The sequence below is a fragment of the Micromonospora psammae genome (assembly GCF_036902725.1).
Taxonomy (GTDB): Bacteria; Actinomycetota; Actinomycetes; order Mycobacteriales; family Micromonosporaceae; genus Micromonospora.
On sequence record NZ_JBAKHM010000016.1, the window covers coordinates 75,623 to 100,359 of the forward strand.

At 73.3% G+C, this 24,737-nt stretch carries 28 protein-coding genes and 1 riboswitch; of the genes, 2 read left to right on the forward strand and 26 right to left on the reverse strand.

Features of this window, described 5'->3' with window-relative positions:
• Positions 1 to 45: 45 nt before the first annotated feature.
• A complete protein-coding gene (locus tag V6U79_RS19385; RefSeq protein WP_334615377.1) occupies positions 46 to 2,847 on the forward strand; it encodes a hypothetical protein in 2,802 nt (933 codons plus the stop codon).
• An 89-nt stretch (positions 2,848 to 2,936) separates the two neighbouring features.
• Here V6U79_RS19385 and thiC read toward each other — a convergent pair whose 3' ends face one another.
• From thiC to V6U79_RS19435, 10 genes are all read right to left on the reverse strand, one after another.
• Entirely contained in the window at positions 2,937 to 4,529 is a 1,593-nt protein-coding gene (gene thiC / locus V6U79_RS19390) for a phosphomethylpyrimidine synthase ThiC (RefSeq protein WP_334528437.1), read from the reverse strand.
• 17 nt (positions 4,530 to 4,546) lie between these two features.
• Complete coding sequence (thiD, locus tag V6U79_RS19395; RefSeq protein WP_334615378.1) at positions 4,547 to 5,335, reverse strand: bifunctional hydroxymethylpyrimidine kinase/phosphomethylpyrimidine kinase; 789 nt, start codon at positions 5,333 to 5,335, stop codon at positions 4,547 to 4,549.
• A complete protein-coding gene (locus V6U79_RS19400; protein ID WP_334615412.1) occupies positions 5,332 to 5,967 on the reverse strand; it encodes a thiamine phosphate synthase in 636 nt (211 codons plus the stop codon). The genes thiD and V6U79_RS19400 overlap by 4 nt, the downstream gene beginning before the upstream one ends.
• Before the next feature lie 143 nt (positions 5,968 to 6,110).
• Positions 6,111 to 6,890 (reverse strand): thiazole synthase, encoded by a 780-nt coding sequence (locus V6U79_RS19405; RefSeq protein WP_334615380.1) that lies wholly within the window; start codon positions 6,888 to 6,890, stop codon positions 6,111 to 6,113.
• A complete protein-coding gene (thiS, locus tag V6U79_RS19410) occupies positions 6,887 to 7,087 on the reverse strand; it encodes a sulfur carrier protein ThiS (protein ID WP_334528446.1) in 201 nt (66 codons plus the stop codon). Before thiS ends, V6U79_RS19405 begins: the two co-directional genes overlap by 4 nt.
• Positions 7,078 to 8,238 (reverse strand): glycine oxidase ThiO, encoded by a 1,161-nt coding sequence (thiO, locus tag V6U79_RS19415; protein ID WP_334615381.1) that lies wholly within the window; start codon positions 8,236 to 8,238, stop codon positions 7,078 to 7,080. Before thiO ends, thiS begins: the two co-directional genes overlap by 10 nt.
• The gene (locus V6U79_RS19420) at positions 8,232 to 8,858 is read right to left on the reverse strand and encodes a thiamine phosphate synthase (protein WP_334528451.1); all 627 of its coding nucleotides are present in this window, start codon (positions 8,856 to 8,858) and stop codon (positions 8,232 to 8,234) included. The genes thiO and V6U79_RS19420 overlap by 7 nt, the downstream gene beginning before the upstream one ends.
• Positions 8,853 to 8,960: riboswitch (TPP riboswitch) on the reverse strand. It overlaps the preceding gene by 6 nt.
• A 222-nt stretch (positions 8,961 to 9,182) precedes the next feature.
• Complete coding sequence (locus V6U79_RS19425; RefSeq protein WP_334528453.1) at positions 9,183 to 10,145, reverse strand: aldo/keto reductase; 963 nt, start codon at positions 10,143 to 10,145, stop codon at positions 9,183 to 9,185.
• Positions 10,146 to 10,217: 72 nt separating this feature from the next.
• Positions 10,218 to 11,894 carry an ATP-binding cassette domain-containing protein gene (locus V6U79_RS19430; protein WP_334528455.1) on the reverse strand — a complete coding sequence of 559 codons (1,677 nt, stop codon included), beginning with the start codon at positions 11,892 to 11,894 and terminating at the stop codon, positions 10,218 to 10,220.
• A gap of 41 nt (positions 11,895 to 11,935) precedes the next feature.
• A complete protein-coding gene (locus V6U79_RS19435; protein ID WP_334528614.1) occupies positions 11,936 to 12,538 on the reverse strand; it encodes a class I SAM-dependent methyltransferase in 603 nt (200 codons plus the stop codon).
• 124 nt (positions 12,539 to 12,662) lie between these two features.
• Between V6U79_RS19435 and V6U79_RS19440 the strand changes: the two genes are divergently transcribed.
• Positions 12,663 to 13,772, forward strand: coding sequence for a hypothetical protein (locus V6U79_RS19440; RefSeq protein ID WP_334615383.1), 1,110 nt, complete (start codon positions 12,663 to 12,665; stop codon positions 13,770 to 13,772).
• 156 nt (positions 13,773 to 13,928) lie between these two features.
• Here V6U79_RS19440 and truA read toward each other — a convergent pair whose 3' ends face one another.
• The 16 genes from truA to rplF all read right to left on the reverse strand — a co-directional run bounded on the left by truA (position 13,929) and on the right by rplF (position 24,736).
• A complete protein-coding gene (truA, locus tag V6U79_RS19445; protein WP_334615384.1) occupies positions 13,929 to 14,759 on the reverse strand; it encodes a tRNA pseudouridine(38-40) synthase TruA in 831 nt (276 codons plus the stop codon).
• Between the two features lie 67 nt (positions 14,760 to 14,826).
• On the reverse strand, positions 14,827 to 15,378 hold the full coding sequence (gene rplQ / locus V6U79_RS19450; RefSeq protein WP_334528463.1) for a 50S ribosomal protein L17: 552 nt from the start codon (positions 15,376 to 15,378) through the stop codon (positions 14,827 to 14,829).
• Positions 15,379 to 15,412: 34 nt separating this feature from the next.
• A complete protein-coding gene (locus tag V6U79_RS19455) occupies positions 15,413 to 16,435 on the reverse strand; it encodes a DNA-directed RNA polymerase subunit alpha (RefSeq protein WP_007073009.1) in 1,023 nt (340 codons plus the stop codon).
• A 99-nt stretch (positions 16,436 to 16,534) separates the two neighbouring features.
• The gene (gene rpsD, locus V6U79_RS19460; protein ID WP_334528466.1) at positions 16,535 to 17,161 is read right to left on the reverse strand and encodes a 30S ribosomal protein S4; all 627 of its coding nucleotides are present in this window, start codon (positions 17,159 to 17,161) and stop codon (positions 16,535 to 16,537) included.
• A gap of 14 nt (positions 17,162 to 17,175) precedes the next feature.
• A complete protein-coding gene (gene rpsK / locus V6U79_RS19465; protein ID WP_014440747.1) occupies positions 17,176 to 17,583 on the reverse strand; it encodes a 30S ribosomal protein S11 in 408 nt (135 codons plus the stop codon).
• An 18-nt stretch (positions 17,584 to 17,601) separates the two neighbouring features.
• Positions 17,602 to 17,982 (reverse strand): 30S ribosomal protein S13, encoded by a 381-nt coding sequence (gene rpsM, locus V6U79_RS19470; RefSeq protein ID WP_091079342.1) that lies wholly within the window; start codon positions 17,980 to 17,982, stop codon positions 17,602 to 17,604.
• Between the two features lie 264 nt (positions 17,983 to 18,246).
• The gene (gene rpmJ, locus V6U79_RS19475; RefSeq protein ID WP_012015104.1) at positions 18,247 to 18,360 is read right to left on the reverse strand and encodes a 50S ribosomal protein L36; all 114 of its coding nucleotides are present in this window, start codon (positions 18,358 to 18,360) and stop codon (positions 18,247 to 18,249) included.
• A gap of 93 nt (positions 18,361 to 18,453) precedes the next feature.
• Positions 18,454 to 18,675: a translation initiation factor IF-1 gene (infA, locus tag V6U79_RS19480; protein ID WP_007073013.1), complete on the reverse strand. Its 222-nt coding sequence runs from the start codon at positions 18,673 to 18,675 to the stop codon at positions 18,454 to 18,456.
• A gap of 695 nt (positions 18,676 to 19,370) precedes the next feature.
• Complete coding sequence (gene map, locus V6U79_RS19485) at positions 19,371 to 20,222, reverse strand: type I methionyl aminopeptidase (protein ID WP_334528475.1); 852 nt, start codon at positions 20,220 to 20,222, stop codon at positions 19,371 to 19,373.
• A gap of 94 nt (positions 20,223 to 20,316) precedes the next feature.
• On the reverse strand, positions 20,317 to 20,970 hold the full coding sequence (locus tag V6U79_RS19490) for an adenylate kinase (RefSeq protein ID WP_334528477.1): 654 nt from the start codon (positions 20,968 to 20,970) through the stop codon (positions 20,317 to 20,319).
• Entirely contained in the window at positions 20,971 to 22,302 is a 1,332-nt protein-coding gene (secY, locus tag V6U79_RS19495) for a preprotein translocase subunit SecY (RefSeq protein WP_334528480.1), read from the reverse strand.
• Positions 22,303 to 22,534: 232 nt separating this feature from the next.
• On the reverse strand, positions 22,535 to 22,978 hold the full coding sequence (gene rplO / locus V6U79_RS19500; RefSeq protein ID WP_334528483.1) for a 50S ribosomal protein L15: 444 nt from the start codon (positions 22,976 to 22,978) through the stop codon (positions 22,535 to 22,537).
• Positions 22,978 to 23,160: a 50S ribosomal protein L30 gene (rpmD, locus tag V6U79_RS19505; RefSeq protein ID WP_007073018.1), complete on the reverse strand. Its 183-nt coding sequence runs from the start codon at positions 23,158 to 23,160 to the stop codon at positions 22,978 to 22,980. The genes rplO and rpmD overlap by 1 nt, the downstream gene beginning before the upstream one ends.
• Complete coding sequence (gene rpsE / locus V6U79_RS19510) at positions 23,160 to 23,774, reverse strand: 30S ribosomal protein S5 (RefSeq protein WP_334528488.1); 615 nt, start codon at positions 23,772 to 23,774, stop codon at positions 23,160 to 23,162. Before rpsE ends, rpmD begins: the two co-directional genes overlap by 1 nt.
• A 33-nt stretch (positions 23,775 to 23,807) precedes the next feature.
• On the reverse strand, positions 23,808 to 24,197 hold the full coding sequence (gene rplR, locus V6U79_RS19515; protein ID WP_334615385.1) for a 50S ribosomal protein L18: 390 nt from the start codon (positions 24,195 to 24,197) through the stop codon (positions 23,808 to 23,810).
• Complete coding sequence (rplF, locus tag V6U79_RS19520; RefSeq protein ID WP_334528491.1) at positions 24,194 to 24,736, reverse strand: 50S ribosomal protein L6; 543 nt, start codon at positions 24,734 to 24,736, stop codon at positions 24,194 to 24,196. The genes rplR and rplF overlap by 4 nt, the downstream gene beginning before the upstream one ends.
• Position 24,737: the final 1 nt, after the last annotated feature.

The window sequence follows — 24,737 nt, forward strand, 5'->3', positions numbered from 1 at the left end:
GCGCCACAGTGGCGATCGGGCGCACCGGGCCGTAACGTGCCCGACATGGCCTTTCGGACGTGGGGCAGACTGCTGCTCACGGCACTCGGGGTGAGCGTGCTGGCCGGGGCCGGCCAGCTCGGCATCGCGTACGGGTTCGGCATCGTCCGGCTCACCGGCGCCTTCACCGACGTCAACCGGTGGCCGGCCCAGCTGGCCTGGGTCGGCTGGTTCGCGGTGAGCGCGGCCGTGGCCGGCGCTGTCGTGACCGGACGGTTGGCCCGGCGGGAGGGGTTGCCGGACGGCACCGGCGTACAGCTCGCGATCTCCGGCGTCGCCGCGCTGGGCGCCGTCGTGGTCGCCCCACTCTGCATGCAGCCCGCCCGGGCCGCCGAGCTGAGCACCCTCGACCCGGTCTGGGCGGTGGGCATCTGCGCGGTCGTCGGCGCGGTGGTCGGCGCGGGCGCCGCGTCGGCCGTGCTGCTCCGCCCGCCGCTGGGCTGGAACGTCGCGATGCTGACCGGCGTGGTCTGGCTGATCGCACTGGTCTCCGCCGCGCCGACGCTGCTCTCCACCGGACCGCTGCGCACCGTACGCCTCGGCGTGCTGGAGCCGACCTGGCTGGACCCCGACGCCGCGCAGCGGCTGGCGATGCTGCTGCTGCCCGCGCTGGCGCTGCTGGCCGGCGCGGTGACCGGTGGGCTGGCCCGGTGGCGGGGGCACGCGCCGCTGGTCGGTGGCGCCGCCGGGGCGACCGGTCCGGTGCTGCTCGCCTTCGCCTACCTCACCGCCGGTCCCGGTGACTCCGTCGACCGCTACCAACTGGCCCCGTACTACGGCGCGGTGATCGCGGTGGCGGCCGGCGCGCTCGGTTCGGCCGCCGCCACCCTGCTGCGGTGGCCGCTGGTGCCCCGCCGCGCCACCGGCGACGACGCGCTCGCCCCGACCGACATCCTGGCCCCGCTGCCCGCCGGGCCGGACGTGCCGGCCGCCGCTGGCGGGAGCCGTGCCGGCGTGGACCCGACCGGTGCCACGCCGGCCGACGACGCCGTCGCGACCCGGACCGGCCCGGCGACCCCGGCCCACTGGGACTGGCCGGTGGCGCCGGGCACCCCCGCGCCGGCGCCCGGCCCCGCCACCACCCGGGAGTCCACCGCCGGCCCGTCCCGCGACGTCCGCCCGGCCGACCCGTTCGACCGCCTTTCCCCGGGGGGACGACACCTCTCGGTGGTCCCCCCGTTCCCGATCGTCGCCGGTGACCCGACCCGGGTGACGGCGGCGGGCGACGCACCGGCCCGGCTGGACGACGCCGCGCCGGCCCGACCGGTGGAGTCGGGCACGGACGACCTGCCGCGGGTCGACCTGCGACCGCCCACGGCCACCGCCCCGGAACCCGCTGCGACGCCGGCCGTCCCCGACCCGGCCACGGACGTCCCGGCACCCGGCCCGGCGAGCCCGGTGGCGGCGTTCCCGGTCGCCGCCTCGACCGCCTCGTCCGCCTCGCCACCCGAGCCGACCGGCCGCTCGGCGACGCGGATCGCCCCCACTCCCTCGGCGGCCTCCGACGCCGATGCCGCGACCCCGCACGCGGAGGCCGCGACCCCGAGCCCGGATACCGCGACCCCGGGCCCGGATGCCGCGACCCCGAGCCCGGATGCCGCGACCCCGAGCCCGGATGCCGCGACCCCGAGCCCGGATGCCGCGCTCCTGGGCCCGGATGCCGCAGCCCCGGACGCGGCTGCCGCGGCCACGACGATCCCGGGTCCGGCGATCCCCGCCCCGGACCCGGCACCCCCCGCCGACGGCACCACCGCGCCGGACCCGACGACACAGCCCGACGCCCCAGGTCGTCCAGCGGATCGGGGCACCGCCGCGACCAGCACCACCGTGGCCGACACCACCGCTGCCGACACCACCGCGGCCAGCACCACCGCGGCCAGCACCACCGCGGCCGACACCACCGTGGCCGACACCACCGCGGCGGACCCGGCGGACCCGGCGGCGCAGGCCGGCGGGGCGCCCGACGAGGTGGCGGAGGGCGGCACGCCAGCGGCGCCGGCCGCCACGACGAAAGCGGCGGCCACCGCCCCGAAGCCGCGACCGAAGCGCACCCGCAAGCCCCGCTCGGCCGGCCCCGACGATCCGGCGGGCCGCGCTGCCGGCACCCCCGCCGAGCCGGCGCCCGCCGCCGCGGACGCGACCGACGCCACCCCGGCGGCACCGCCGTCGCCGACCGCCGCGCCGGCCCAGCAGGCGCCGCCCAGCGGTGCGGCGGCACCCACCCCGCCTCCGCTCTTCCCCGAGGGGTCACGTCCGGACGCCGCCGTGCCGGCCGTGCTCACGCCACCGCCGGCCACCGCCGCCAGGACGCCGGCCGCCCCGGAACCCCCGCCGGCCGTCGAGCCGGCGCCGCGCCCGCGGCACCGGGCACCCCTGCCCGACCTGAGCAGCGCGGGCAGTTGGCAGGCCTTCACCACCTCCCGGGCCACTCCGGCGCCGGACGGCGAGCCGCCTCTCCCGCCGGCACCGCGGGAGGTCCCCACGCCCGTCAACTTCCGGTGGGACCAGCCGGCCCCGACGGACGGCGGGCCGGAGGCGGACGCCACCGGCGCGGCGAGCCGGTCGCCGGACGGGGCCGAGCCGGCGTCCGGGAAGTCCCGGGGACGGCGGGGCCTGTTCCGCCGCAAGGGTTCCCGGGATGGTGAACCGGTCGCCGAGACGCCGGACGGGTCGGAGCCGCTGGCCGCGCAGGACGAGGAGTTCGTGGACTGGGTGACCGGGTTGAGCCGGCCGCTGGCCGACAACGAACCGGAGACGGAGAGCGCCCGCCGCTCACTACGCTCCTCCGGCCGCCACCACCGCGACTGACCGACGCTGCCGCTGTGTCGATCATGCAGTTGTGGTGGGCCATCGGTGCCGGATCGAGGCGTTCGCGGGGCACCACAACTGCATGATCGTCAGGCGAGCGGCAGGTAGACGCGGCTGCCGGAGGAGACGAACTCCTCCGACTTGTCCTTCATGCCGCGTGCGGCGTACTCCTTGAGCTCCTGGGTGATCTTCATGGAGCAGAACTTCGGCCCGCACATCGAGCAGAAGTGCGCGGTCTTCGCCGGCTCGGCCGGCAGCGTCGCGTCGTGGTACGACCGCGCGGTCTCCGGGTCCAGCGAGAGGTTGAACTGATCCTCCCAGCGGAACTCGAACCGGGCCTTGGAGAGCGCGTCGTCCCAGGCCTGCGCGCCGGGGTGGCCCTTGGCCAGGTCGGCCGCGTGCGCCGCGATCTTGTACGCGATCACGCCCGCCTTCACGTCGTCCCGGTCGGGCAGCCCCAGGTGCTCCTTCGGGGTGACGTAGCAGAGCATCGCGGTGCCGAACATGCCGATCATCGCGGCGCCGATCGCCGAGGTGATGTGGTCGTACGCGGGCGCGATGTCCGTGGTCAGCGGACCGAGGGTGTAGAAGGGTGCCTCGTGGCACCACTCCTGCTGGAGGTCCACGTTCTCCTTGATCTTGTGCATCGGCACGTGGCCCGGGCCCTCGATCATCACCTGGACGTCGTACTCCCAGGCGATCTTCGTCAGCTCGCCGAGGGTGCGCAGCTCGGCGAACTGCGCCTCGTCGTTGGCGTCCGCGATCGACCCGGGCCGCAGCCCGTCGCCGAGGGAGAACGTGACGTCGTAGCGGGCCAGGATCTCGCACAGCTCCCGGAAGTTGGTGTAGAGGAAGTTCTCCTCGTGGTGGGCCAGGCACCAGGCCGCCATGATGGACCCGCCCCGGGAGACGATCCCGGTGACCCGGTCCACCGCCAGCGGCACGTACGGCAGCAGCACCCCGGCGTGCACGGTCATGTAGTCGACGCCCTGCTCGGCCTGCTCGACGACGGTCTCCCGGAACACCTCCCAGCTCAGCTTCACCGGGTCGCCGCCGACCTTCTCCAACGCCTGGTAGATCGGCACGGTCCCGATCGGCACCGGAGAGTTGCGCACGATCGCCTCCCGGGTCTCGTGGATCCGCTTGCCCGTCGACAGGTCCATCACGGTGTCGGCGCCCCACCGGGTGGCCCAGGTCAGCTTCTCCACCTCCTCGGCGACGGAGGAGGTGACCGCCGAGGTGCCGATGTTGGCGTTCACCTTGACCAGGAACGCCTTGCCGATGATCGCCGGCTCGCACTCCGGGTGGTTGACGTTGAGCGGCAGCACCGCCCGCCCGGCCGCGATCTCGTCCCGGACGAACTCCGGCGCCATCGCCTCCCGGATCGCCACGAACTCCATCTCCGGGGTGACCACGCCGGCCCGGGCGTAGGCGAGCTGGGTGGGGCGCTTCCCGTCCGCGCCCGCGAGCGGGGTGCCCGCGCCCCGCACCGGGGCCACGTCCCCGCGCTCGGCGATCCACTCCCCGCGCAGCGGCGGCAGCCCGACCTCCGGGTCGGAGCCCGGCCCGGAGGTGTCGTAGAGGCGCAGCGGCGGGTTGTCCCCGGTCAGCTCCACCTCGGCGAACGGCACCCGGACGTCCGGCCGTGACCCCTCGACGTAGACCTTGCGACGTGCCTGCATGACAGCCTCCCTGGTGATCAACAGGACCAGCCGAAGTGGTCCAGCGGGCCGCGACCCGCGCCCAGCTCCCAATCCCGCGCGCCGGTCAGCGCGCGGGTGACGTACTCCTTCGCGGCGGCGACCGCGACCGGCACCGGATCGCCCGCCGCCAGCCGGACGGCGACCGCCGCCGAGAACGAACAGCCGGTGCCGTGGTTGTGCCGGGTGTCGACCCGGGGCGCGCGCAGCAGGGTGGTCGTGCCGCCACCGCTGAGCACGTCCACCGACTCGCCGTCGGCGTCCACGTCGCCGCCGGTCACCACCACGTGCGCCGCGCCGCCGGCCACGAGCGCCTCCGCCGCGACGACCATCTCCTCGACCGTGGTCACCGGGCGTCCGGTGAGGGCCGCGGCCTCCGCGCAGTTCGGCGTCGCCACCTCCGCGTACGGCAGGAGCCGCTCGACCGCCCCCACCACACCGAGCCGGTGCCCGCTGGTGGCGACCAGCACCGGGTCGACGACGAGGTGCGGCAACCGGCCCGCCTTCGCCGCCTCGGCCACGGCGTCGGCGACCGCCGGGGTGCCGAGCATCCCGGTCTTGACCGCGCGGACGGCGAAGTCGTCGAGCACGCTGTCGAGCTGTTCGGTGACGGTGCGCGGGGGCAGCGGCAGGACGGCGTCCACGCCCCGGGTGTTCTGCGCGGTCACTGCGGTGAGCACACTGGTGCCGTACGCGCCGAGGGCGGCGAAGACCTTCAGGTCGGCCTGGATGCCGGCGCCCCCGCCGGAGTCGGAGCCGGCGATGGTGAGCACGGTCGTGGGCGTCATCGCGCGTCTCCCGTGGTCGCTGCGGGCGGCTGTGCCGTCTCGACGGCCTCGCTCAGGGTGGCGGCTGCCGCGGCGGGGTCCTCGGCCCGCATGATCGCGCCGAGCACGGCCACGCCGGCGGCTCCGGCCTCGACGCAGGCGTGCACCCGGTCGGGGGTGTCGATGCCGCCGAGGGCGAGGACCGGCACGGGGCTGGCCCGGATCAGCTCGGCGAGCCCAGCCCGGTGCAGGGGTGGGCCGTAGCCGGGCTTCGTCCTGCTGGGGAAGACCGGTGAGACGGTGGCGTAGTCCTCGGTGGTGAGTCGGACCAGTTCGGCGCGGTCGTGGCAGGAGCGGCCGACCAGTCCGAGGGCCGGCGGCGGGTAGGGGCCGGCCGACGGCAGGTGGACGGCGTCGCCGTCGAGGGGATCGGGGCCAGCGACGATCAGGGTGCCGCCCGCCTCGGCGAGGAGGGGACGCAGCGCGGCGGCGAGCGCGGCGCGTTCGGCGCGGGGCAGGTCCTTCTCCCGCAGCACCACCCAGCGGGCTCCCCCGGCCACCGCCGCCGCCACCACCTCGGGCAGCGGTCGCCGGGCCTGCCAGCGGTCGGTGAGCACCACCAGCCCGGAGGGCCCCGCCGGGCGGGCGCCCACCGGCGGGGCGTCGGGCGCGGCGAGCCGCCCCGAACCGGCTCGCCGCGAGTCGACGCGCGGCCCGCCCGGGTGCGGAACCCCCACCCCGGCCACCGGCCCCGGCCCCGGCCCGCCGGCGGTGCGCCGCTGCGCCCGCGTCGCCGTCACAGCTCGGGCCTTCCCTCGTCCGAGGTGGAGGGGAGGGCGTGGAAGCGGCGGGTGATGCGGCCGGCGGCGTGCGCGAGGTGGCCGGCCTGCACGGCGTACCGCATCGCGGTGGCCATCGCCACCGGGTCGGCGGCCCGGGTGACGGCGCTGGCCAGCAGCACCGCGTCGCAGCCGAGTTCCATGGCGAGCGCGGCGTCGGAGGCGGTGCCGATGCCGGCGTCGAGGATCACCGGCACGTCGACGCTCTGCCGGATCAGCCGGATGTGGTGCGGGTTGTTCACGCCCAGCCCGGAGCCGATCGGCGCGCCGGCCGGCATCACGGCGGCGCAGCCCACGTCGGCCAGCCGGCGGGCCAGGATCGGGTCGTCCGAGGTGTACGGCAGCACGGTGAACCCGTCGGCGATCAGCTCCTCGGCGGCGCGCAGCAGCTCCACCCCGTCGGGCAGCAGGGTCCGCTCGTCGCCGATCACCTCCAGCTTCACCCAGTCGGTGTCGAACGCCTCCCGGGCCAGGTGGGCCACCTTGACCGCCTCACCCGCGGTGTAGCAGCCGGCGGTGTTCGGCAGCAGCCGCACCCCGCACCGGTCCAGCAGGTCCAGCAGCCCGCCCGCGGCGGTGGCGGCGGTGTCGACCCGGCGCAGGGCCAGGGTGACCAGCTCGGTGCCGGAGGCCCGGACGGCCTGCTCCAGCACGTGCAGGTTGGCCGCGCCGCCGGTGCCGAGGATCAGCCGCGACCCGAGGGTCACGCCCGCCAGCTCGAAGGCCATCCCGGTCACCCGCCCTGCGCGGCGCTGAGCACCTCGACCCGGTCGCCGTCGCGCACCGGGCTCGACGACCACCGGGACCGGGGCACCACCTCGCCGTTGACCGCGACGGCCACCCCGCGCTGCTGCGGGGTCACCTCCCGCACCACGTCCGCCACCGTCGCGCCGCCGGGCAGGGTCCGCCCGGCGCCGTTCACCGTCAACTCCACGTGCGCTCCTCCTCGGATGCGGATCGATCGGGACGCGGGCGGCGGGCCTCGACGGCAGGCGCCCGCCCGTCGCCGTCGCGCCCGGTGAACCGGGCCGGCGTGAAGGGCGCCAGCAGCGGGTCCGCCACGCCGGTGACGACCAGCTCGGTGATCAGGTCGGCGGTGACCGGGGTGAGAACGACGCCGTGCCGGTGGTGCCCGGTGGCGGCGAGCACGCCGGGCCGGCCGGGCAGCGCCCCGAGGATCGGCGCGTTGTCGGGGGTGCCGGGGCGCAGCCCGGCGGACGCCTCGGCCAGCTCGTACTCGGCCAGGTCGGGCACGAGGTCGACGGCGGCGCGGAGCAGCCGCAGCACCGCCCCCGCGGTCACCTCGGTGTCGGCCCGCTCCTCGACGGTCGCCCCGACGACCACCTCGCCGTCGGTGCGGGGCACCAGGTAGACCGACTCGCCGTCGGCGTACCCCCGGATCACGTGCCGCAGCTCCGGCGCGGTGCCGCCGGGCGCGCGCAGCCGCAGGACCTGCCCCTTCACCGGCCGGACCGGCAGGCCGGTGAGCGCGGCGGCGCCGCAGCCGGCGGCCACCACGGTGACCCGGGCGTCGACGTCGGCGAGCCGGGCCACCGCGCCGGGCACCAGCACCGCGCCGGCCCGCTCGGCCGCCGTGCGCAGCGCGGCGACCAGCCGGCGCGGGTCGACCTGGTGGTCGCCCGGCGCGACCGCGCCGCCGCGCACCCGCGGCGCCAACGCCGGCTCGCGCTCCCGCAGCTGCGAGGGGCGCAGCGGCGTGATCGGCAACCCCAACCCCTGCTGGTACGACCACAGCCGGCCCGCCTCAGCCAGGTCGTCACCGGTCAGCCCGACGACGAGGGTCCCCTCGGTCCGGTACCCGAGGTCGGTACCGGCGGCCTCGGCCAGCTCGGCGGCGAAGCCGGGCCAGCGGGCGGCCGACTCGGCGAGCAGGCCGGTCAGCTCGTGCTCCCCGAAGTACGCCTCGGCGACCGGCGACAGCATCCCGGCGGCGACGTGGGACGCGCCGGAGCCGGGGGCGGGATCGTGCACGACGACGCGCAGCCCGCGCGCGGCGCAGCGCCACGCGATCGCCAGCCCGACCGGTCCCGCCCCCACCACGGCGACGTCCGGTCGGGTCAGCACGTCAGGGCCCCGAGCAGTTCAGCGGTGGCCCGCCCGGGATCGGCGGCCCCCGACAGCGCCCCGACCACCGCCACCCCGTACGCCCCGGCGGCGCGCAGCGCCGGCACCGACGCGGCGGTGACCCCGCCGATGGCGATCACCGGCACGGCGACGGCCCCGGCGACGGCGCGTACCCCGTCGGGGCCGATCGGCGGCGGCAGCCCGGCCTTCGTGGTGGTGGCGTGGCAGGGGCCCACGCCCAGGTAGCTGGCCCCGGCGGCGACCGCCCCGGCGGCGGCGACCGGTTCCCGGGCGGTGGCACCGAGCACGGCGGCCGGGCCGAGCACCCGGCGGGCCGCACCGACCGGCAGGTCGTCCGCGCCCACGTGGCCGCCGGCGGCGGCGACCGCGAGCGCCACGTGCAGCCGGTCGTTGACCAGGCACGTCGCCCCGTACGGCGCGCAGAGCGCGACCACCCGGCGGGCCAGCTCGTACGCCTGCCGGTCGGTGGCGTCGTCGCCCACCCGGACCTGTACGACCAGCTCGGCGCGGGCCACCGGCAGGGCGGCCCGCAGCACGGCGAGCGGGTTCCGCCCGGGCCGGGTGTCGGTGATCAGATGCAGTCGTCCCAGGGACGGCACGGCAACACTCCTCCCTGCGCCGGCATTACCCGGATCAGGTTCGACGGTCGGGGGCTTCAGCCCCCCTCTCAGCCCGGTGCACCGGGCTCCCGTGGGTCACTTGCGGCCATACCGTACGACGGATCCGCCGTCCCGCCAAGAGCGCGCTTCGCTTTTTCCACCCACCGTCCCGTGTCGACGGCGGGGCAGCGGGTGACGGTCCGGTCACAGCATGCTGTCCGGATGCCCTCGCCGCCCCGGGTTCCGCGCCGCGGGCGCAGCGGAAGGCGGGGCGGCGGGAGGCGGGAGGCGGGGCGGCAGGTGACGTGTCCGGCGGGCTGGCGGTCAGAGGATGGCGTCGAGGGCGTCCTGGTCCTCGTCGGTGGGCTGCCAGGTGCCGGCCTCGGCGTTCGCGCGCACCTGCTCCGGCGTGGTGGCACCGGCGATCACCGAGGTCACCGCCGGGCGGGCGGCCAGCCCGCCGATCGCCACCTGGAGCATGCTCAGCCCCCGCTCGGCGGCGTACGCCTCGATCGCCTCGATGGTGTCCCAGTCCGCGGCGGCGAGGCGCTGGGCGTACCGGCCGCCGCCGGAGAGCCGGCTGCCGGCGGGCGGGGCCTGGTCGCGCCGGTACTTGCCGGTGAGCAGGCCGTTGGCGAGTGGGAAGAAGGGCAGCATGCCGAGGCCGAACCGCTCGCAGGCGGGGATGACCTCGGTCTCGACGGAGCGTTCCACCAGCGAGTAGTGGTTCTGCGCCGAGATGAAGCGGGCCCGCCCGGTGGAGGAGGCGACCCAGTCGGCGTCGGCGATCTGCCAGCCGGCGAAGTTGGAGTTGCCGAGATAGCGCACCTTGCCGGCGCGGACCAGGTCGTCCAGCGCGGAGAGCGTCTCGTCGATCGGGGTGCCGGGGTCGGGCTCGTGCATCTGGTACAGGTCGATGTGGTCGGTGCCGAGCCGGCGCAGCGACGCCTCGACCGCGCGGGCGATGTAGCGGCGGGCACCCCGGGCGCCGTGGTCCGGCCCGTTGAGCCCGTGCATGTCCATGCCGAACTTGGTGGCCACCACCACGTCGTCCCGGCGTCCCTTGAGCGCCTGGCCGAGCAGTTCCTCGGAGGCGCCCTGCGGTTCGCCGTAGATGTCGGCGGTGTCGAAGAAGTTGATCCCGACGTCCAGCGCGGCGTCGACCACCGCCCGGGTCCCGTCGAGGTCGAGCTTGCGGCCGAAGTTGTTGCAGCCGATGCCGACGACGGACACCACGAGCCCGGAGTCGCCCAGTCGGCGGTAGGTCATCTCAGTCACGAGATCCACCCTATGCCGACCGGGAGCCGCCGGACGGACGACCGCCCCGCCCCGGACGACCGCCGTCCCGGTCGGGGAGGGTCAGCGCACGTCCCAGACCGGCTCCGGCGTCTCCACCACCTCGCCGTCGCCGCCGAAGAGCACGAAGCGGTCGAAGGAGCGGGTGAACCAGCGGTCGTGGGTGACCGCGACCACCGTCCCGGAGAACGCGGCCAGCCCCGCCTCCAGCGCCTCGGCGGAAGCCAGGTCGAGGTTGTCGGTCGGCTCGTCGAGGAGCAGCAGCGTCGCCCCGGAGAGTTCCAGCAGCAGCACCAGGAAGCGCGCCTGCTGGCCGCCGGAGAGGGTGCCGAAGCGCTGGTCGCCCTGCGCGGCCAGTTCGTACCGGCTGAGCGCGGCCATCGCGGCGTGCCGGTCCATCCCGGCCCGGTGCTCGTCGCCCCGCCAGAGGATCTCGACGAGGGTCTTCGCCATCAACTCCGGCCGGTCGTGGGTCTGCGAGAAGTGCCCGGGACGGACCCGCGCGCCGAGCCGGGCCACCCCGCCGTGGGCGACGGGGGCCAGCGCCGCCGCGCCGACCGGGGTCTGCGCCGGGTCGGGGTCGGTGCCGCCGCGGGCCAGCAGCCGCAGGAAGTGCGACTTGCCCGTCCCGTTGGCGCCGAGCACGGCGACCCGGTCGCCGTACCAGAGTTCCAGGTCGAAGGGGTAGGTCAGGCCGTCGAGCTCGAGCTGGTCGCAGATCACCGCGCGCTTGCCGGTCCGCCCGCCGGCCAGGCGCATCCGGATGTCCTGGTCCTTCGGGGGTACGGGCGGCGGCCCGGCCTCCTCGAACTTGCGCAGCCGGGTCTGCGCGGCCTGGTACCGCGACGCCATTCCCGAGTTGTACGCGGCCTTCTGCTTGTACATCAGCATCAGCTCGCGCAGCTTCTCGTGTTCCTCGTCCCACCGCTTGCGCAGCTCGTCGAGGCGGTCGTGCCGGGCCACCCGGGCGCTGTGCCAGCTGGCGAAACCGCCCGGGTGCACCCAGGCGCTGCCGCCCTCGACGGCGACGACCCGGTCGGCGGTCTGCGCCAGCAGCTCCCGGTCGTGCGAGACGTAGAGCACCGACTTGCCGGACTCCTTCAGCCGCGCCTCCAGCCAGCGTTTGCCCGGCACGTCGAGGAAGTTGTCCGGTTCGTCGAGGAGCAGCACCTCCTCGGGGCCGCGCAGCAGCAGCTCCAGGGCGAAGCGTTTCTGCTGGCCACCGGAGAGGGTCCGGACGGGACGGTCCCGGGCGGCGTCCCAGGGCAGGTCGAGGACGATGGTGGTGACGGTGTCGAAGAGCACCTCGGCGTCGTACCCGCCGGTCTCGCCCCAGGCGGCGAGCGCGTCGGCGTACGCGAGCTGGGCCTTGCCCGCGGCGGTGCTGTACTTGCCGCGCACCTCGGCCGCCCGCATGGCGGCCTCGGTGTCGGCGAGCCGGCGGCCGGCGTCGCGCAGCGCCGCCGGGGCGAGCGAGAGCGCCAGGTCGGCGAGCGTCGACTCGTCGCCGATCATGCCGATGAACTGCCGCATCACGCCGAGCCCGCCGAACCGGGCGATCGCCCCGGTCTTCACCGGCAGGTCGCCGGAGACCATCCGCAGCAGCGTGGTCTTACCGGCGCCGTTCGGACCGACCAGGGCGACCTTGGCGCCCTCACCGACCCGGAACGACACGTCGGCGAAGAGCTCCCGACCGTCGGGCAGCATGTGCCCGACCCCTGCCACGTCCACGTATCCCACGCCGGAATCCTGCCCGAGCGGGCGGGCCGGGCGACACTCGATTACCGGGTGACGCGCAGCACCCGGTAGCCCTTCTGGCTGGCGTGCCGCTCGACCTGCCAGCCGGCGTCGACCAGCCAGCGGTGCAGCGAGTCGCCGCCGAGGTGGCGGGCGACCACCAGCCAGGCGACGCCGTCCGGGGCGAGCCGGGGCAGCCAGCGGCGCAGCAGCTCGTGCAGCTCGTCCTTGCCGATCCGGATCGGCGGGTTGGACCAGATCTGGGCGAACGTGACGTCCGCCGGCACCTCGTCCGGGGCGACCGCGTGGACCCGGTCGGCGGCGCCGACCCGGGCGGCGTTCGCGGCGGTGAGGGCGCGGGCGCGCTCGTTGACGTCGACCGCCCAGACGGTGGCGCCGGGTGCGAGGTCGGCCAGCACGCAGCTGATCGGCCCGTAGCCGGAGCCGATGTCGAGCAGGTCACCGGTGGCGCCGGTGGGCAGCTCCGCCTTGCGCAGCAGCACGGCGGTACCGGGGTCGAGTCGGGCGGCGGAGAAGACGCCGCCGGCGGAGGCGAGGGTGTAGTCGCGCCCGGCGACGGAGAACTCGACCTCCCGCGGGTGGGCCGCGGTGGTCGGTTCAGCGGTGAAGTAGTGGTCGCCGGTCACGTCCGGCATTCTCCCACCGGCCGTCGGGCCGGTCGCGGCCGCCTCGGCGACCGGGACGACGCGCCACGCGCCGGAATTTCCCATTATTACCCTCTAAAGTGACAATGAGTCCTACTCTGGCGACATGGTGTATCGGTACGAGTCCGATGAGGACGCCTTCGTGGAGTACCCGCGGTCCGGGTCGGACCTGCCGGAGATCGCCCCCGGCCCGCCCGCGCCGGCCGGGCCCTCCCCGTCCCGCTTCCCCACCCCGTCGCTGCCGCGGGCCGTCCCGCCGGCGCCACCGGCACCCCCGGCGGTCGAACCGGTCCCGGTTCCGGTCCGCGCGTCCGTCCAGCTTCCACTCGAGCCCACCACCCCGGGGCACGCCCCGACCGAACCGCCGGACCTGCCCCGGTCCCGCCGCCCCGACTCCGGACGCGACGGAGGCCGGTTCTGGCAGGTGATCGTCGGCGGCGCCGCCGTGCTGGTGCTGCTCGCGCTCGGCGGGATCGGCGCGACCGCCCTGCTGGGCGACCGCACCGCTGACCCCGATTCCGAGCCGACCGCCCCGATCGCCCAGCAGCCCGGCGCCGCCCCGACGACCGAGCCGCCCGGCCAGGCCCTCGACTCCCGGGACACCGACCGGCAGCCGCTGACCGCCAAGGAGGTCTTCCCCGGCCGGAAGCTGGTGGTGGCCGACGGGGAGCCGGCGTACGACGTGCTGAGGACCCAGTCCAGCCGCAACTGTGCGGTGGCGGCCACCGGCGAGATCGCCGACCTGCTGGACCGGCTGGGGTGCACTCAGGTGGTCCGCGGCACGCTGCGCTCCCCCGACGACGAGCACCTGGTCACCGCCGGCCTGTTCAACCTGACCGACCTGGCCAACGCGCAGCGGGCCCGGGACCGGATCCGGGAACTGCTCGACGACCGGGAGGGTCGCTTCCGCGGCATGCCGGCCGGTGAGGACACCGAGTCGGTGGCCACCGCCGCCGCCCGGGTGGGCTGGCAGGTACGCGGCCACTACCTCGCCTACTCCGTGGTCACCCGGGCCGACGGCGGTGCCGTGCCGGCCGGCGACAACGCGGTACGCGAGGTGATCTACGACATGATCGAGCTGCACCTGAACAAGGGCGTGCTGGACCGGCGGGCGGCGGCCGGCGTCGCGGTCCAGCCCGGCGCGGAGACGTCGGAGCCCACCGCGACGCCGCGCGGCACCGACCCGACCAGCGGCGGGGAGTTGCCCGGCAACTGAGCCGGCACGCGCGACGAGGGCCCGGTCCGGAGCACGGACCGGGCCCTCGTCACGTCGCCCACCCGACGTCGACCCGGGCCGAGCGCCAGGTCCGGGATTCGGCGGGACCTCGGCCGGCGGAGGCCCGGGCCCGACAGGATCCGGACCGGCGGCGGTTCAGGACTCGGCGGGCACCCGCAGCCGGCGGGTGAGGTCGGCGCGGCGGGCGTACTCCGCCGGGTCGTCCGGGTAGCCGACGGCGACCAGGGTGAGGCCGTTCGCGGGGGCGACGGTCACCTCGCTCGAGCGTTCCCGCCGGGTCAGCAGGCCGGCCGGCCAGTCGACCGGCCGGCGACCGTCCCCGGCGACCAGCATCGCGCCCACCAGGCTGCGCACCATCGCCTGGCAGAAGGCGTCGGCCTGGACGGTGGCGACCAGGATCCCGTCCGGGTCGCGCCGCCAGTCCAGCCGGGTCACCTCGCGCAGCGTGGTGGCGTTCTCCTTGCGCCGGCAGTACGCGGCGAAGTCGTGCTCCCCCACCAGGCCGGCGGCGGCGGCGTTCAACGCCGCCAGGTCCAGCGGCCGGGGCCAGGCCAGGGTGTCGTGCCGGCGCAGCGGCTCGGCGCCCCAGGAGGCGTCGGTGACCCGGTACTCGTAGCGGCGGAAGGTCGCCGAGAACCGGGCGTCGAAGTCGGCCGGCACCTCGGTCATCGCCCGCACCCGGACGTCGGTGGGGAGCAGCCGGGCCAACCGGCGCAGCAGCCGGCCGTCGTGCTCCCGCCAGACCGTGGTGGGCAGGTCGAGGTGGCAGACCTGACCGGTGGCGTGCACCCCGGCGTCGGTCCGGCCGGCCACGGTCAGCCCGGTCGCGGTGCCCGCCCCGAGGACCAGGTCCAGCGTCTCGACGAGCACCCCGGCGACCGTACGCCGGGTCGGCTGGGCGGCCCAGCCGGAGAAGCCGGTGCCGTCGTAGGAGACGTCCAGCCGCAGCCGGGTCCGCTCGTCCACCTCGTACCTCCAGTTACGGGTCGGGCCCGGCACCCCGTGGGGGTGCCGGGCCCGACGTTGCCCTTGATCAGGCCTTGTTCTCGTTGGCCTCGTCGCTGTCCTCGCGGGCAGCGTCGGTGTCACCGGAGGCCGAGATCGGCGGCTCGGCGTCCTGGTCGGCCGGGGCCGGGTTCTCCTCGGCCGGGGCGAGCGCCTCGACCTTGTCCTGCTGCGCGGCCTTGCGGGCGGCGGTCTTCTTGTTCACCTTCGGCTCGGCGACCTGAAGCTCCTCGACCAGCTCGATGACGACCATCGGCGCGTTGTCACCCTTGCGCGGACCGGTCTTCACGATCCGGGTGTAACCGCCGGGGCGGTTGGCGTACCGGGGCGCGATCTGGTCGAACAGGGCGTAGACCGTGTCCTTGTCCTTCACGACGCCCAGCACCCGCCGCCGCGCGGCCAGGTCACCGCGCTTGGCCTTGGTGATGAGCTGCTCGGCCAGCGGACGCAGCCGCCGGGCCTTCGTCTCGGTGGTCTTGATCTTGCCGTGCTGGAACAGCGCGGTGGCCAGGTTGGCCAGCATCAGCCGCTCGTGCGCGGGGCTGCCGCCGAGGCGGGGGCCCTTGGTGGGCGTGGGCATGCTTGGTGCTCCTCAGGTGTGGCGGCAGCGCGGACTAGAGCTGCTCGGTCTCGCGGTAGTCGTCGGTGTCGTAGTCGGCCTCGCCGAAGGCGTCCACGACGTGCGCCGGGTCGAAGTTCGGGGCCGAGTCCTTCAGCCCGAGTCCCATCCCGGCGAGCTTCATCTTGACCTCGTCGATCGACTTCTGACCGAAATTCCGGATGTCGAGGAGGTCGGCCTCGGTGCGCCCGATCAGCTCACCAACGGAGTTGATGCCCTCGCGCTTGAGGCAGTTGTAGGAGCGGACGGTGAGGTCCAGCTCCTCGATCGGCAGGGCCAGGTCCGCCGCGAGCTGGGCGTCCTGCGGGGACGGCCCGATGTCGATGCCCTCAGCGGTCTCGTCCAGCTCCCGGGCCAGGCCGAAGAGCTCCACCAGCGTCGAGCCGGCGGAGGCCAGCGCGGTACGCGGGCCCATCGACGGCTTGGTCTCGACGTCGATGATCAGCCGGTCGAAGTCGGTGCGCTGCTCGACACGGGTGGCCTCGACGCGGTACGTCACCTTCAGCACCGGCGAGTAGATCGAGTCGACCGGGATCCGGCCGATCTCGGCGCCGGCCTGCTTGTTCTGCGCCGCCGTCACGTAGCCGCGACCCCGCTCGACGGTCAGCTCCATGTCGAGCCGGCCCTTGCCGTTGAGGGTGGCGAGCTTCAGGTCCGGGTTGTGCACCGACACGCCGGCCGGGGGCTGGATGTCACCCGCGGTCACGTCGCCCGGGCCCTGCTTGCGCAGGTACATGCTGACCGGCTCGTCGTGCTCGGAGCTGACGCACAGCTCCTTGATGTTCATGACGAGCTCGACCACGTCCTCCTTGACCCCGGGGATCGTGGTGAACTCGTGCAGCACACCGTCGATCTTGATCGAGGTGACCGCGGCACCCGGGATGGACGACAGCAGCGTGCGCCGCAGCGAGTTGCCCAGGGTGTAGCCGAAGCCGGGCTCCAGCGGCTCGATGGTGAACCGGGAGCGGGTCTCGTTGATCGACTCTTCGGAGAGAGACGGTCGCTGGCTGATGAGCATTTCTTCTCTTCTCTTCCGGGGCGCCCGCTATTTGACGCCCGCCACACAAACTGTTCCGGTGGCCCGCCCCGGAAGGCGGGCCACCGCAACGAGCCCTGCTTACTTGGAGTAGAGCTCGACGATCAGCTGCTCCTGGACCTGCGTGTCGATGACCTGCCGGGCCGGGAGGGAGTGCACGAGGATCTTCATCTGGCTGGGGATAGCCTCCAGCCAGGCCGGCACCGACCGGGAACCGGCCTGGGCCTGCGCCACGACGAACGGGGTGAGCTCCTTGCTCTTGCCCCGGACCTCGATGATGTCGTGCTCCTTGACGCGGAACGACGGGATGTCGACCTTCTTGCCGTTCACGGTGAAGTGGCCGTGCTTGACCAGCTGGCGGGCCTGGTCGCGCGAGCTGGCGTAGCCGGCCCGGTAGACCACGTTGTCCAGCCGCGACTCGAGGATCTGCAGGAGGACCTCGCCGGTCTTGGCCTTCTTGCCCACGGCCTCCTCGTAGTAGCCGCGGAACTGCTTCTCCAGCACGCCGTAGACACGACGGGCCTTCTGCTTCTCACGGAGCTGGAGCAGGTACTCCGTCTCCTTGGTGCGGCCGCGGCCGTGCTGCCCGGGCGGGAACGGCCGGGACTCGAACGGGCACTTCGGACCATCGCACTTGCTGCCCTTGAGGAACAGCTTCATCTTCTCCCGCCGGCAACGGCGGCAGTCAGCACCGGTGTAACGAGCCATCTCTCTCTAACCTCTCAGACCCGGCGACGCTTCGGCGGACGGCAACCGTTGTGCGGCTGCGGGGTGACGTCGGAGATCTGACCGACCTCGAGCCCGGCTGCCTGCAGCGAACGGATGGCGGTCTCCCGGCCGGAGCCGGGTCCCTTGACGAACACGTCGACCTTGCGCATGCCGTGCTCCATCGCCCGACGCGCGGCGGCCTCGGCGGCCAGCTGCGCGGCGAACGGGGTCGACTTGCGCGAGCCCTTGAAGCCCACCTGGCCGGAAGAGGCCCAGGAGATGACCGCACCGGTCGGGTCCGTGATGGACACGATGGTGTTGTTGAAGGTGCTCTTGATGTGCGCCTGCCCGTGGGCGACGTTCTTGCGTTCCTTGCGCCGGACCTTCTTGACGGCGGCTCCGGCACGAGCCTTCGGTGGCATAAGTCTGTGCGCTCCTAGTTACTTCTTGCCGGGCTTCTTCTTGCCGGCGACGGTCCGCTTCGGGCCCTTGCGGGTCCGCGCGTTGGTCTTGGTCCGCTGGCCACGCACGGGCAGGCCCCGGCGGTGCCGGATGCCGGCGTAGCAGCCGATCTCGACCTTGCGGCGGATGTCAGCGGCGACCTCGCGGCGCAGGTCGCCTTCAACCTTGTAGTTGCCCTCGATGTGGTTGCGGAGCTGGACCAGCTCCTCATCCGTGAGGTCCCGAACGCGCTTGTCCGGCGAGATGCCGGTAGCGGTGAGCGTCTCCAGGGCGCGGGTACGACCGACCCCGAAGATGTAGGTGAGCGCGATCTCCATCCGCTTCTCGCGGGGGAGGTCGACGCCGACTAGACGTGCCATGTGCGGGCGTACTCCTCGTGATGTGTGGCGGAGGTGTGGACCCGTCCCACCCCGCTACCGGCCGTCCCCTCCTTCCGGCGCTGTCAGCGCCGGCGACCGGGAACGGTCGTGCCCGAGCGGGCCCCGGCCTCCGACCGGGGGTCAACCACGATGAAGTACGCGCTGCGTACCGCTCGCGGCTGGGACGAGTTGGTGATGTGTGTGTCGCGGGATCCGCGGCCCGGGCCTGTGCCGCCGTCCGCTCGTCGCGGTCGGCGGTACGGCTCAGCCCTGGCGCTGCTTGTGGCGCGGGTCGGCGCAGATGACCATGACCCGGCCGTGCCGGCGGATAACCCGGCACTTGTTGCAGATCCTCTTGACGCTCGGCTTGACCTTCACGGTTGCCTTACTTCCCATCTGGCCCGGCGGCGCGACGATGCGCGACACCGGACGTCGAAGACGGACACGGGGACGTCCCGGCCGCCGTCAGGATTACTTGTAGCGGTAGACGATGCGCCCGCGGGTCAGGTCGTACGGCGAGAGTTCGACGACGACCCGGTCCTCCGGCAGGATGCGGATGTAGTGCTGCCGCATCTTGCCACTGATGTGAGCCAGCACCTTGTGGCCGTTCGCGAGCTCCACCCGGAACATAGCGTTCGGCAGGGGCTCGATGACCCGACCCTCGATCTCAATGGCTCCGTCTTTTTTCGGCATGTCCTCCGCTGTCCTGACGTCGGTTACTCCGGACGGCCCACAACGTCTTACACGGATGACCGATCGAGATCGACCATCCGAGCCAGCCGCGGCTCCGGCTCCCACCGAAGCGCAGGGTGGGCATGCCGGAGTGGACGCTGTGCGCCGATCTGAAAGTGTACGCCCGCGTGCGGGCCGTCGCCAAACCGGCCGCCCGTCGCCGCGCCGGACCACCTGAAAGGCGACATTCCGGGACCGTCACCCCAGCCCGCCCTCACCACGCCCCCGGCCCTTCGCGCCGGCTGTGCCCGACGACACCCCCGGACCCGCCCGGCCACGCTGGAGATCACCTTCGGTGAGGCAGCCCCGGACCCGCCCCGCCAGTCGAAGATCATGCTCGATCCCGGAACGAGTGGCATCCCACCGGACCCGAAGCCACTCTTCCCGGATCGAGCACGATCTTGGCGTAGATCCCGCCGGCGCCCGGGTCCGGGGGTCCGGGGTCCGGGGGCCGAGGCCGCCTTGGGCCACAGGGCTGCCTGGGTGGTCCGACGGCGGGACCCGCGAAGGCAGCCAGGGACCGCCGGGCCTCCGCGACGCCCGGGGCCACCGAGGCGATCGAGGCCACTGGGGCCATCAGGGCCGCCGAGGTCATCGAGGCCACCGAGGCCACCGGGCCGCCGAGGCCATCGGAGCCGTCGAGGCGACCGGGGCGGTCAGACCGCCGGGGAGTCGGCGGGCTGGCGGGCGGTGACCAGGTCGCCGAGCCGCGCGCGGCCGCCGTCCGCCGCGGTCAGCACCCACACCCCGTCGGGGAGCAGGGCCATGGTGTGCTCCACGTGCACCGCCATCGACCCGTCGCGGGTGACCACCGTCCAGCCGTCGGCCAGCTCGGCCGTACGCGGCGAACCCATGGTGATCATCGGCTCGATGGCCAGCGCCATGCCCGGCACGAGGCGGGGCCCCTTGCCGGGGCGGCCGTGGTTGAGCACGTGCGGGTCCTGGTGCATCTCGGTGCCGATGCCGTGCCCGCCGTACCCGTCGACGATGCCGTACCGGCCGCCCTTGCGGACCGCGTTCTCCACCGCGTGCGAGATGTCGGTGAGCCGTCCCCGGCCGCTGGCCGCGCCGCGCGCCGCGGCGGCGATACCGGCCCACATCGAGTCCTCGGCCACCGCGGCCATCTTCAGCAGCGCCGGGTCCACCTCGCCCACCCCGACGGTGATCGCGGCGTCGCCGTGCCAGCCGTCGAGCACCGCGCCGCAGTCGATGGAGATCAGGTCGCCGTCGCGGAGCACCTGCTGCGCCGACGGGATGGCGTGCACCACCTGCTCGTTGACCGAGGAGCAGATCGAGGCGGGGAAGCCGTGGTAGCCCTTGAACGAGGGGACCGCCCCGGCCGCACGGATCGTCGACTCGGCGATCTCGTCCAGGTCGGCGGTGCTGACCCCGGGGGCGACGGCCTCGCGCATCCGGCGCAGGGCCTCGGCGACCACCAGGCCGGCGGCCCGCATCTTCTCGATCTGGTCAGGGGTCTTCAGCTGGATGTCCAGCTGGGGACGACGCATGGAGCGATTACCTTTCGTTGCCGGACAGCGAACAGCGGGGCACGTCGCACGTACCCCGCTGTTGCCACTCTATCCGCCGGATCCCGGCGGGACGTCAGCCGCCGTACGAGCGCAGCGCGTCGATGGCACGGACCGTGACGTCCTCCACCGGACCGGTCGCGTCGATCCCGACCAGCTTGCCCTGCGCGCCGTAGTAGTCCACCAGCGGCGCGGTCTTCTCGGCGTACTCCCGCAGCCGGGCCGCGATGGTCTCCGGCTTGTCGTCGTCGCGCTGGAACAGCTCGGCGCCGCAGCGGTCGCAGATGCCCTCGCGCGTCGTCGCGTCGAACTCGACGTGCCAGATCTTGCCGCAACCCCGGCAGGTGCGCCGGCCGGAGAGCCGCCGGATCACCTCGTCGTCATCGACGACCAGCTCCAGCACCAGGTCCAGCGCGGTGCCCAGGTCGGCGAGGAGCTTGTCCAGCTCGGCGGCCTGCGGCGTGGTCCGCGGGAAACCGTCGAGGAGGAAGCCCTCACCGGCGTCCGGCTCGGCGAGCCGGTCCCGCACCATGTTGATGGTGACGTCGTCCGGGACCAGCTTGCCGGCGTCCATGTACCGCTTGGCCTCGACGCCCAGCGGCGTGCCCTGCGAGACGTTCGCCCGGAAGATGTCCCCGGTCGAGATCTTCGGCACCGAGAGGTGTGCGGCGATGAACTCCGCCTGTGTGCCCTTGCCCGCGCCCGGCGGGCCAACCAGAACGAGTCGCATCTACCGCAGGAACCCTTCGTAGTTCCGCTGCATCAGTTGGCTCTCGATCTGCTTCACGGTCTCCAGACCGACGCCGACCATGATGAGCACAGCGGTGCCGCCGAACGGGAAGTTCTGGAACTGCTCGCTGTTCAGCCAGATGAAGAAGAAGTTCGGCAGGATCGCCACGATGCCCAGGTAGAGCGCGCCCGGCAGGGTGATCCGACTGAGGATGAAGTCCAGGTAGTCGGCGGTCGGCTTGCCGGGGCGGATGCCCGGCACGAAGCCGCCGTACTTCTTCATGTTGTCCGCGACCTCGGTCGGGTTGAACGTGATCGACACGTAGAAGTACGTGAAGAAAATGATCAACAGGAAGTAGAGCGCGATGTAGATCGGGCTGCTCGGGTCGACCAGGTTGTTCTGGATCCACGCCTGGGTCTTGCCCGGGTTCGTCTGGTCGAAGAACTGCAGCGCCAGCTGCGGCAGGTAGAGCAGCGACGAGCCGAAGATGACCGGGATGACACCCGCCTGGTTGACCTTCAACGGGATGTAGGTCGAGGTGCCGCCGTACATCCGCCGGCCGATCATCCGCTTGGCGTACTGCACCGGGATGCGGCGCTGCGCCTGCTCGATGAAGCAGACCGCGGTGATGACCAGCAGGACCAGGACGAGCACCAGGGAGAACTTGGCCCAGCCCTCGTTGGCCTTGATCTTCCAGCCCTCGCTGGGGAGGCGGGCCGCGATCGAGGTGAAGATGAGGACGGACATGCCGTTGCCGACGCCGCGGTCGGTGATCAGCTCACCGAGCCACATCACCATGCCGGTGCCGGCGGTCATCGTCATGACCACGAGGGACAGGGTCAGCCAGTCCGGGATGCCGGTCCCCTGCGGGATGATCGGGAACTGGTCGCAGCGGTTCTGGAAGAGCTGCCCGGAGCGGGCCAGCGCCACGAACGCCGACGACTGGAGCACGCCCAGGCCGAGGGTGAGGTAGCGGGTGTACTGGGTGATCTTCGCCTGGCCGGCCTGCCCCTCCTTGCGGAGGTGCTCCAGCCGGGGGATGACCACCGTCAGCAGCTGCAGGATGATCGACGCGGTGATGTAGGGCATGATGCCCAGCGCGAAGACCGAGAGCTGCAGCAGCGCGCCCCCGGAGAAGAGGTCCAGCAGGTTCAGCACCCCGGTGCTGCCACCGTCCTGGATGGTGTCGAGACACTTCTGCACGTTGCCGTACGAGACGCCGGGGCTGGGCAGAGCGGCGCCGAGCCGGTAGACCGCGATGATGCCTACTGTGAACAGCAGCTTCTTGCGCAGGTCAGGCGTACGGAACGCACTGAGAAAGGCGGACAGCAACTTCTTCCTCCTGCGCGAGGCGGGCCGCCGGTGAACCCTGGCGGGGCGGGGTGGGTGTCGGGCGAGTGCCCGATATCCATAGCTGGGATGGGACTCTAACAGCCCGATCCCGGTCCGGGCAGACGTGCCCGGCTACATAAACCGAATCCGATGTTACCCGGCGCACACGGGCCAGGTAGACCATGGCGCCCGCCCAGTTGGGGACAACTGAGCGGGCGCCATGGGTTCTGACCTACAGCTCGGTGACGGAGCCACCGGCAGCGGTGATCTTCTCCTTGGCCGACGCGCTGAACGCGTGCGCCGACACCTGGAGAGCCACACCGTTGACGTCGCCGGTCCCGAGGACCTTGACCAGCTGGCCCTTGCGGACCGCGCCGGCCTCGACCATCTCCAGCGGGCCGACCTGGCCGCCGTTCGGGAAGAGCTCGGCGAGCCGGTCCAGGTTGACCACCTGGAAGACGACCTTGAACTTGTTCTTGAAGCCCTTCATCTTCGGCAGGCGCATGTGGATGGGCATCTGCCCACCCTCGAACGCCGGCGAGATGTTCTTGCGGGCCTTGGAACCCTTGGTACCGCGACCGGCGGTCTTGCCCTTGGAGCCCTCACCGCGACCCACCCGGGTCTTCGCGGTCTTGGCACCCGGGGCCGGGCGCAGGTGGTGAACCTTGATCGTCATTACTCGACCTCCTCGACCTTCACGAGGTGGTTGACCGCGAAGATCATGCCGCGAATTTCCGGCCGGTCCTCCTTGACCACCACGTCGTTGATCCGCTTCAGACCGAGCGAACGCAGCGAGTCACGCTGGTTCTGCTTGGTACCGATCTCGGACCGGACCTGGGTGACCTTCAGGCGCGCCATCAGGACGTCACCCCCGCCCGAGACGCCAGCATGGCGGCCGGCGCGACGTCCTCGACCGGCAGACCACGACGGGTCGCGACGGCCTCCGGGGACTCGAGCCCCTTCAGCGCCGCCACCGTGGCGTGCACGATGTTGATCGGGTTGGACGAGCCGAGGCTCTTGGAGAGCACGTCGTGGATGCCCGCGCACTCCAGGACGGCACGCACCGGACCACCGGCGATGACACCCGTACCGGCCGAGGCCGGCTTGAGCAGCACCACACCGGCGGCGGCCTCACCCGTGATCGGGTGCGGGATCGACTGGCCGATCCGCGGCACCTTGAAGAAGTGCTTCTTGGCCTCCTCGACACCCTTGGCGATCGCCGCGGGCACCTCCTTGGCCTTTCCGTAACCCACGCCGACGGTGCCGTCGCCGTCGCCCACGATCACGAGGGCGGTGAAGCTGAAGCGACGACCACCCTTCACGACCTTGGCGACGCGGTTGATCGCGACGACCCGCTCGAGGTGCGGGGTCTTCTCGACGGGCGCGTTTCCGCGGCCGCCCTCACGGCGGTTGTCGCGGCGACCACCCTCGTTGCCACCGGACCCGCCGCCACGGCGCTGTTGACCTGGCATCAGCAGCCTTCCTTATCTCTCGTGACGGGGTTTCTAGAACTCGAGCCCGGCTTCGCGGGCGGCGTCGGCAAGCGCGGCGACCCGCCCCGCGTACCGGTTGCCACCGCGGTCGAAGACGACCTTGGAGACGCCGGCGGCCTTCGCCCGCTCGGCGAGCAGGGCGCCGACCTTGCCGGCCAGGGCGCTCTTGTCGCCCTCCGTGCCGCGCAGCGTGGCGTCCAGGGTCGAGGCCGACGCAAGGGTGTGACCCTTGGTGTCGTCCACGATCTGGGCGACGATGTGCCGCAGGGAACGGGTGACCACCAGGCGGGGACGCTCGGCGGTGCCGCTGACGTTCTTGCGGACCCGGAAGTGCCGGCGCGCACGCCCGACGGCACGCTTGGCGGCGACGCCGCGGCGGCGCTTGAGCAGCGTGGCGCTCACTTCTTACCTGCCTTTCCAGCCTTGCGGCGGATGACCTCGCCCTGGTACTTCACGCCCTTGCCCTTGTAGGGCTCCGGCGGGCGGATCTTCCGGATGTTGGCGGCGACCTCACCGACCTGCTGCTTGTCGATGCCGGCCACGTGGAACAGCGTCGGCTTCTCCACCGTGAAGGTGATGCCCTCCGGCGCGGGGACCAGCACCGGGTGCGAGAACCCGAGCGCGAACTCCAGATCCTTGCCCTTGGCGGTCACCCGGTAACCGGTGCCGGCGATCTCCAGGCTCTTGCGGTAGCCCTCGGTCACGCCGACGATCATGTTGGCGACCAGGGTACGGCTCAGGCCGTGCAGCTCCTTGGCCTTACGCTCGTCGTTCGGCCGGTTCACGTGCAGCTGGCCGTCCTCGGCCCGCTCCGCGGTGATCGGCTCCGCGAGCGTGTGCTTGAGCTCGCCCTTCGGGCCCTTGACCTTGACGGTCTGGCCGTCGATCGTGATGTCGACGCCGGAAGGCACCGGGATCGACTTACGTCCAATACGCGACATT

Coding starts and splice junctions, on each gene's coding strand:
- thiD (WP_334615378.1), bottom strand. CDS start 5,335: ATGACGCCCACGACCGTGCTCACCATCGCCGGCTCCGACTCCGGCGGG.
- V6U79_RS19440 (WP_334615383.1), top strand. CDS start 12,663: ATGGTGTATCGGTACGAGTCCGATGAGGACGCCTTCGTGGAGTACCCG.
- map (WP_334528475.1), bottom strand. CDS start 20,222: ATGCGTCGTCCCCAGCTGGACATCCAGCTGAAGACCCCTGACCAGATC.
- rpmD (WP_007073018.1), bottom strand. CDS start 23,160: ATGGCGCGCCTGAAGGTCACCCAGGTCCGGTCCGAGATCGGTACCAAG.
- rpsK (WP_014440747.1), bottom strand. CDS start 17,583: ATGCCACCGAAGGCTCGTGCCGGAGCCGCCGTCAAGAAGGTCCGGCGC.
- infA (WP_007073013.1), bottom strand. CDS start 18,675: ATGCCGAAAAAAGACGGAGCCATTGAGATCGAGGGTCGGGTCATCGAG.
- rplF (WP_334528491.1), bottom strand. CDS start 24,736: ATGTCGCGTATTGGACGTAAGTCGATCCCGGTGCCTTCCGGCGTCGAC.
- V6U79_RS19490 (WP_334528477.1), bottom strand. CDS start 20,970: ATGCGACTCGTTCTGGTTGGCCCGCCGGGCGCGGGCAAGGGCACACAG.
- V6U79_RS19455 (WP_007073009.1), bottom strand. CDS start 16,435: ATGCTCATCAGCCAGCGACCGTCTCTCTCCGAAGAGTCGATCAACGAG.
- rpsD (WP_334528466.1), bottom strand. CDS start 17,161: ATGGCTCGTTACACCGGTGCTGACTGCCGCCGTTGCCGGCGGGAGAAG.
- rpsM (WP_091079342.1), bottom strand. CDS start 17,982: ATGGCACGTCTAGTCGGCGTCGACCTCCCCCGCGAGAAGCGGATGGAG.
- rplQ (WP_334528463.1), bottom strand. CDS start 15,378: ATGCCCACGCCCACCAAGGGCCCCCGCCTCGGCGGCAGCCCCGCGCAC.
- rpsE (WP_334528488.1), bottom strand. CDS start 23,774: ATGCCAGGTCAACAGCGCCGTGGCGGCGGGTCCGGTGGCAACGAGGGT.
- rplO (WP_334528483.1), bottom strand. CDS start 22,978: ATGACGATCAAGGTTCACCACCTGCGCCCGGCCCCGGGTGCCAAGACC.
- V6U79_RS19385 (WP_334615377.1), top strand. CDS start 46: ATGGCCTTTCGGACGTGGGGCAGACTGCTGCTCACGGCACTCGGGGTG.
- thiC (WP_334528437.1), bottom strand. CDS start 4,529: ATGCAGGCACGTCGCAAGGTCTACGTCGAGGGGTCACGGCCGGACGTC.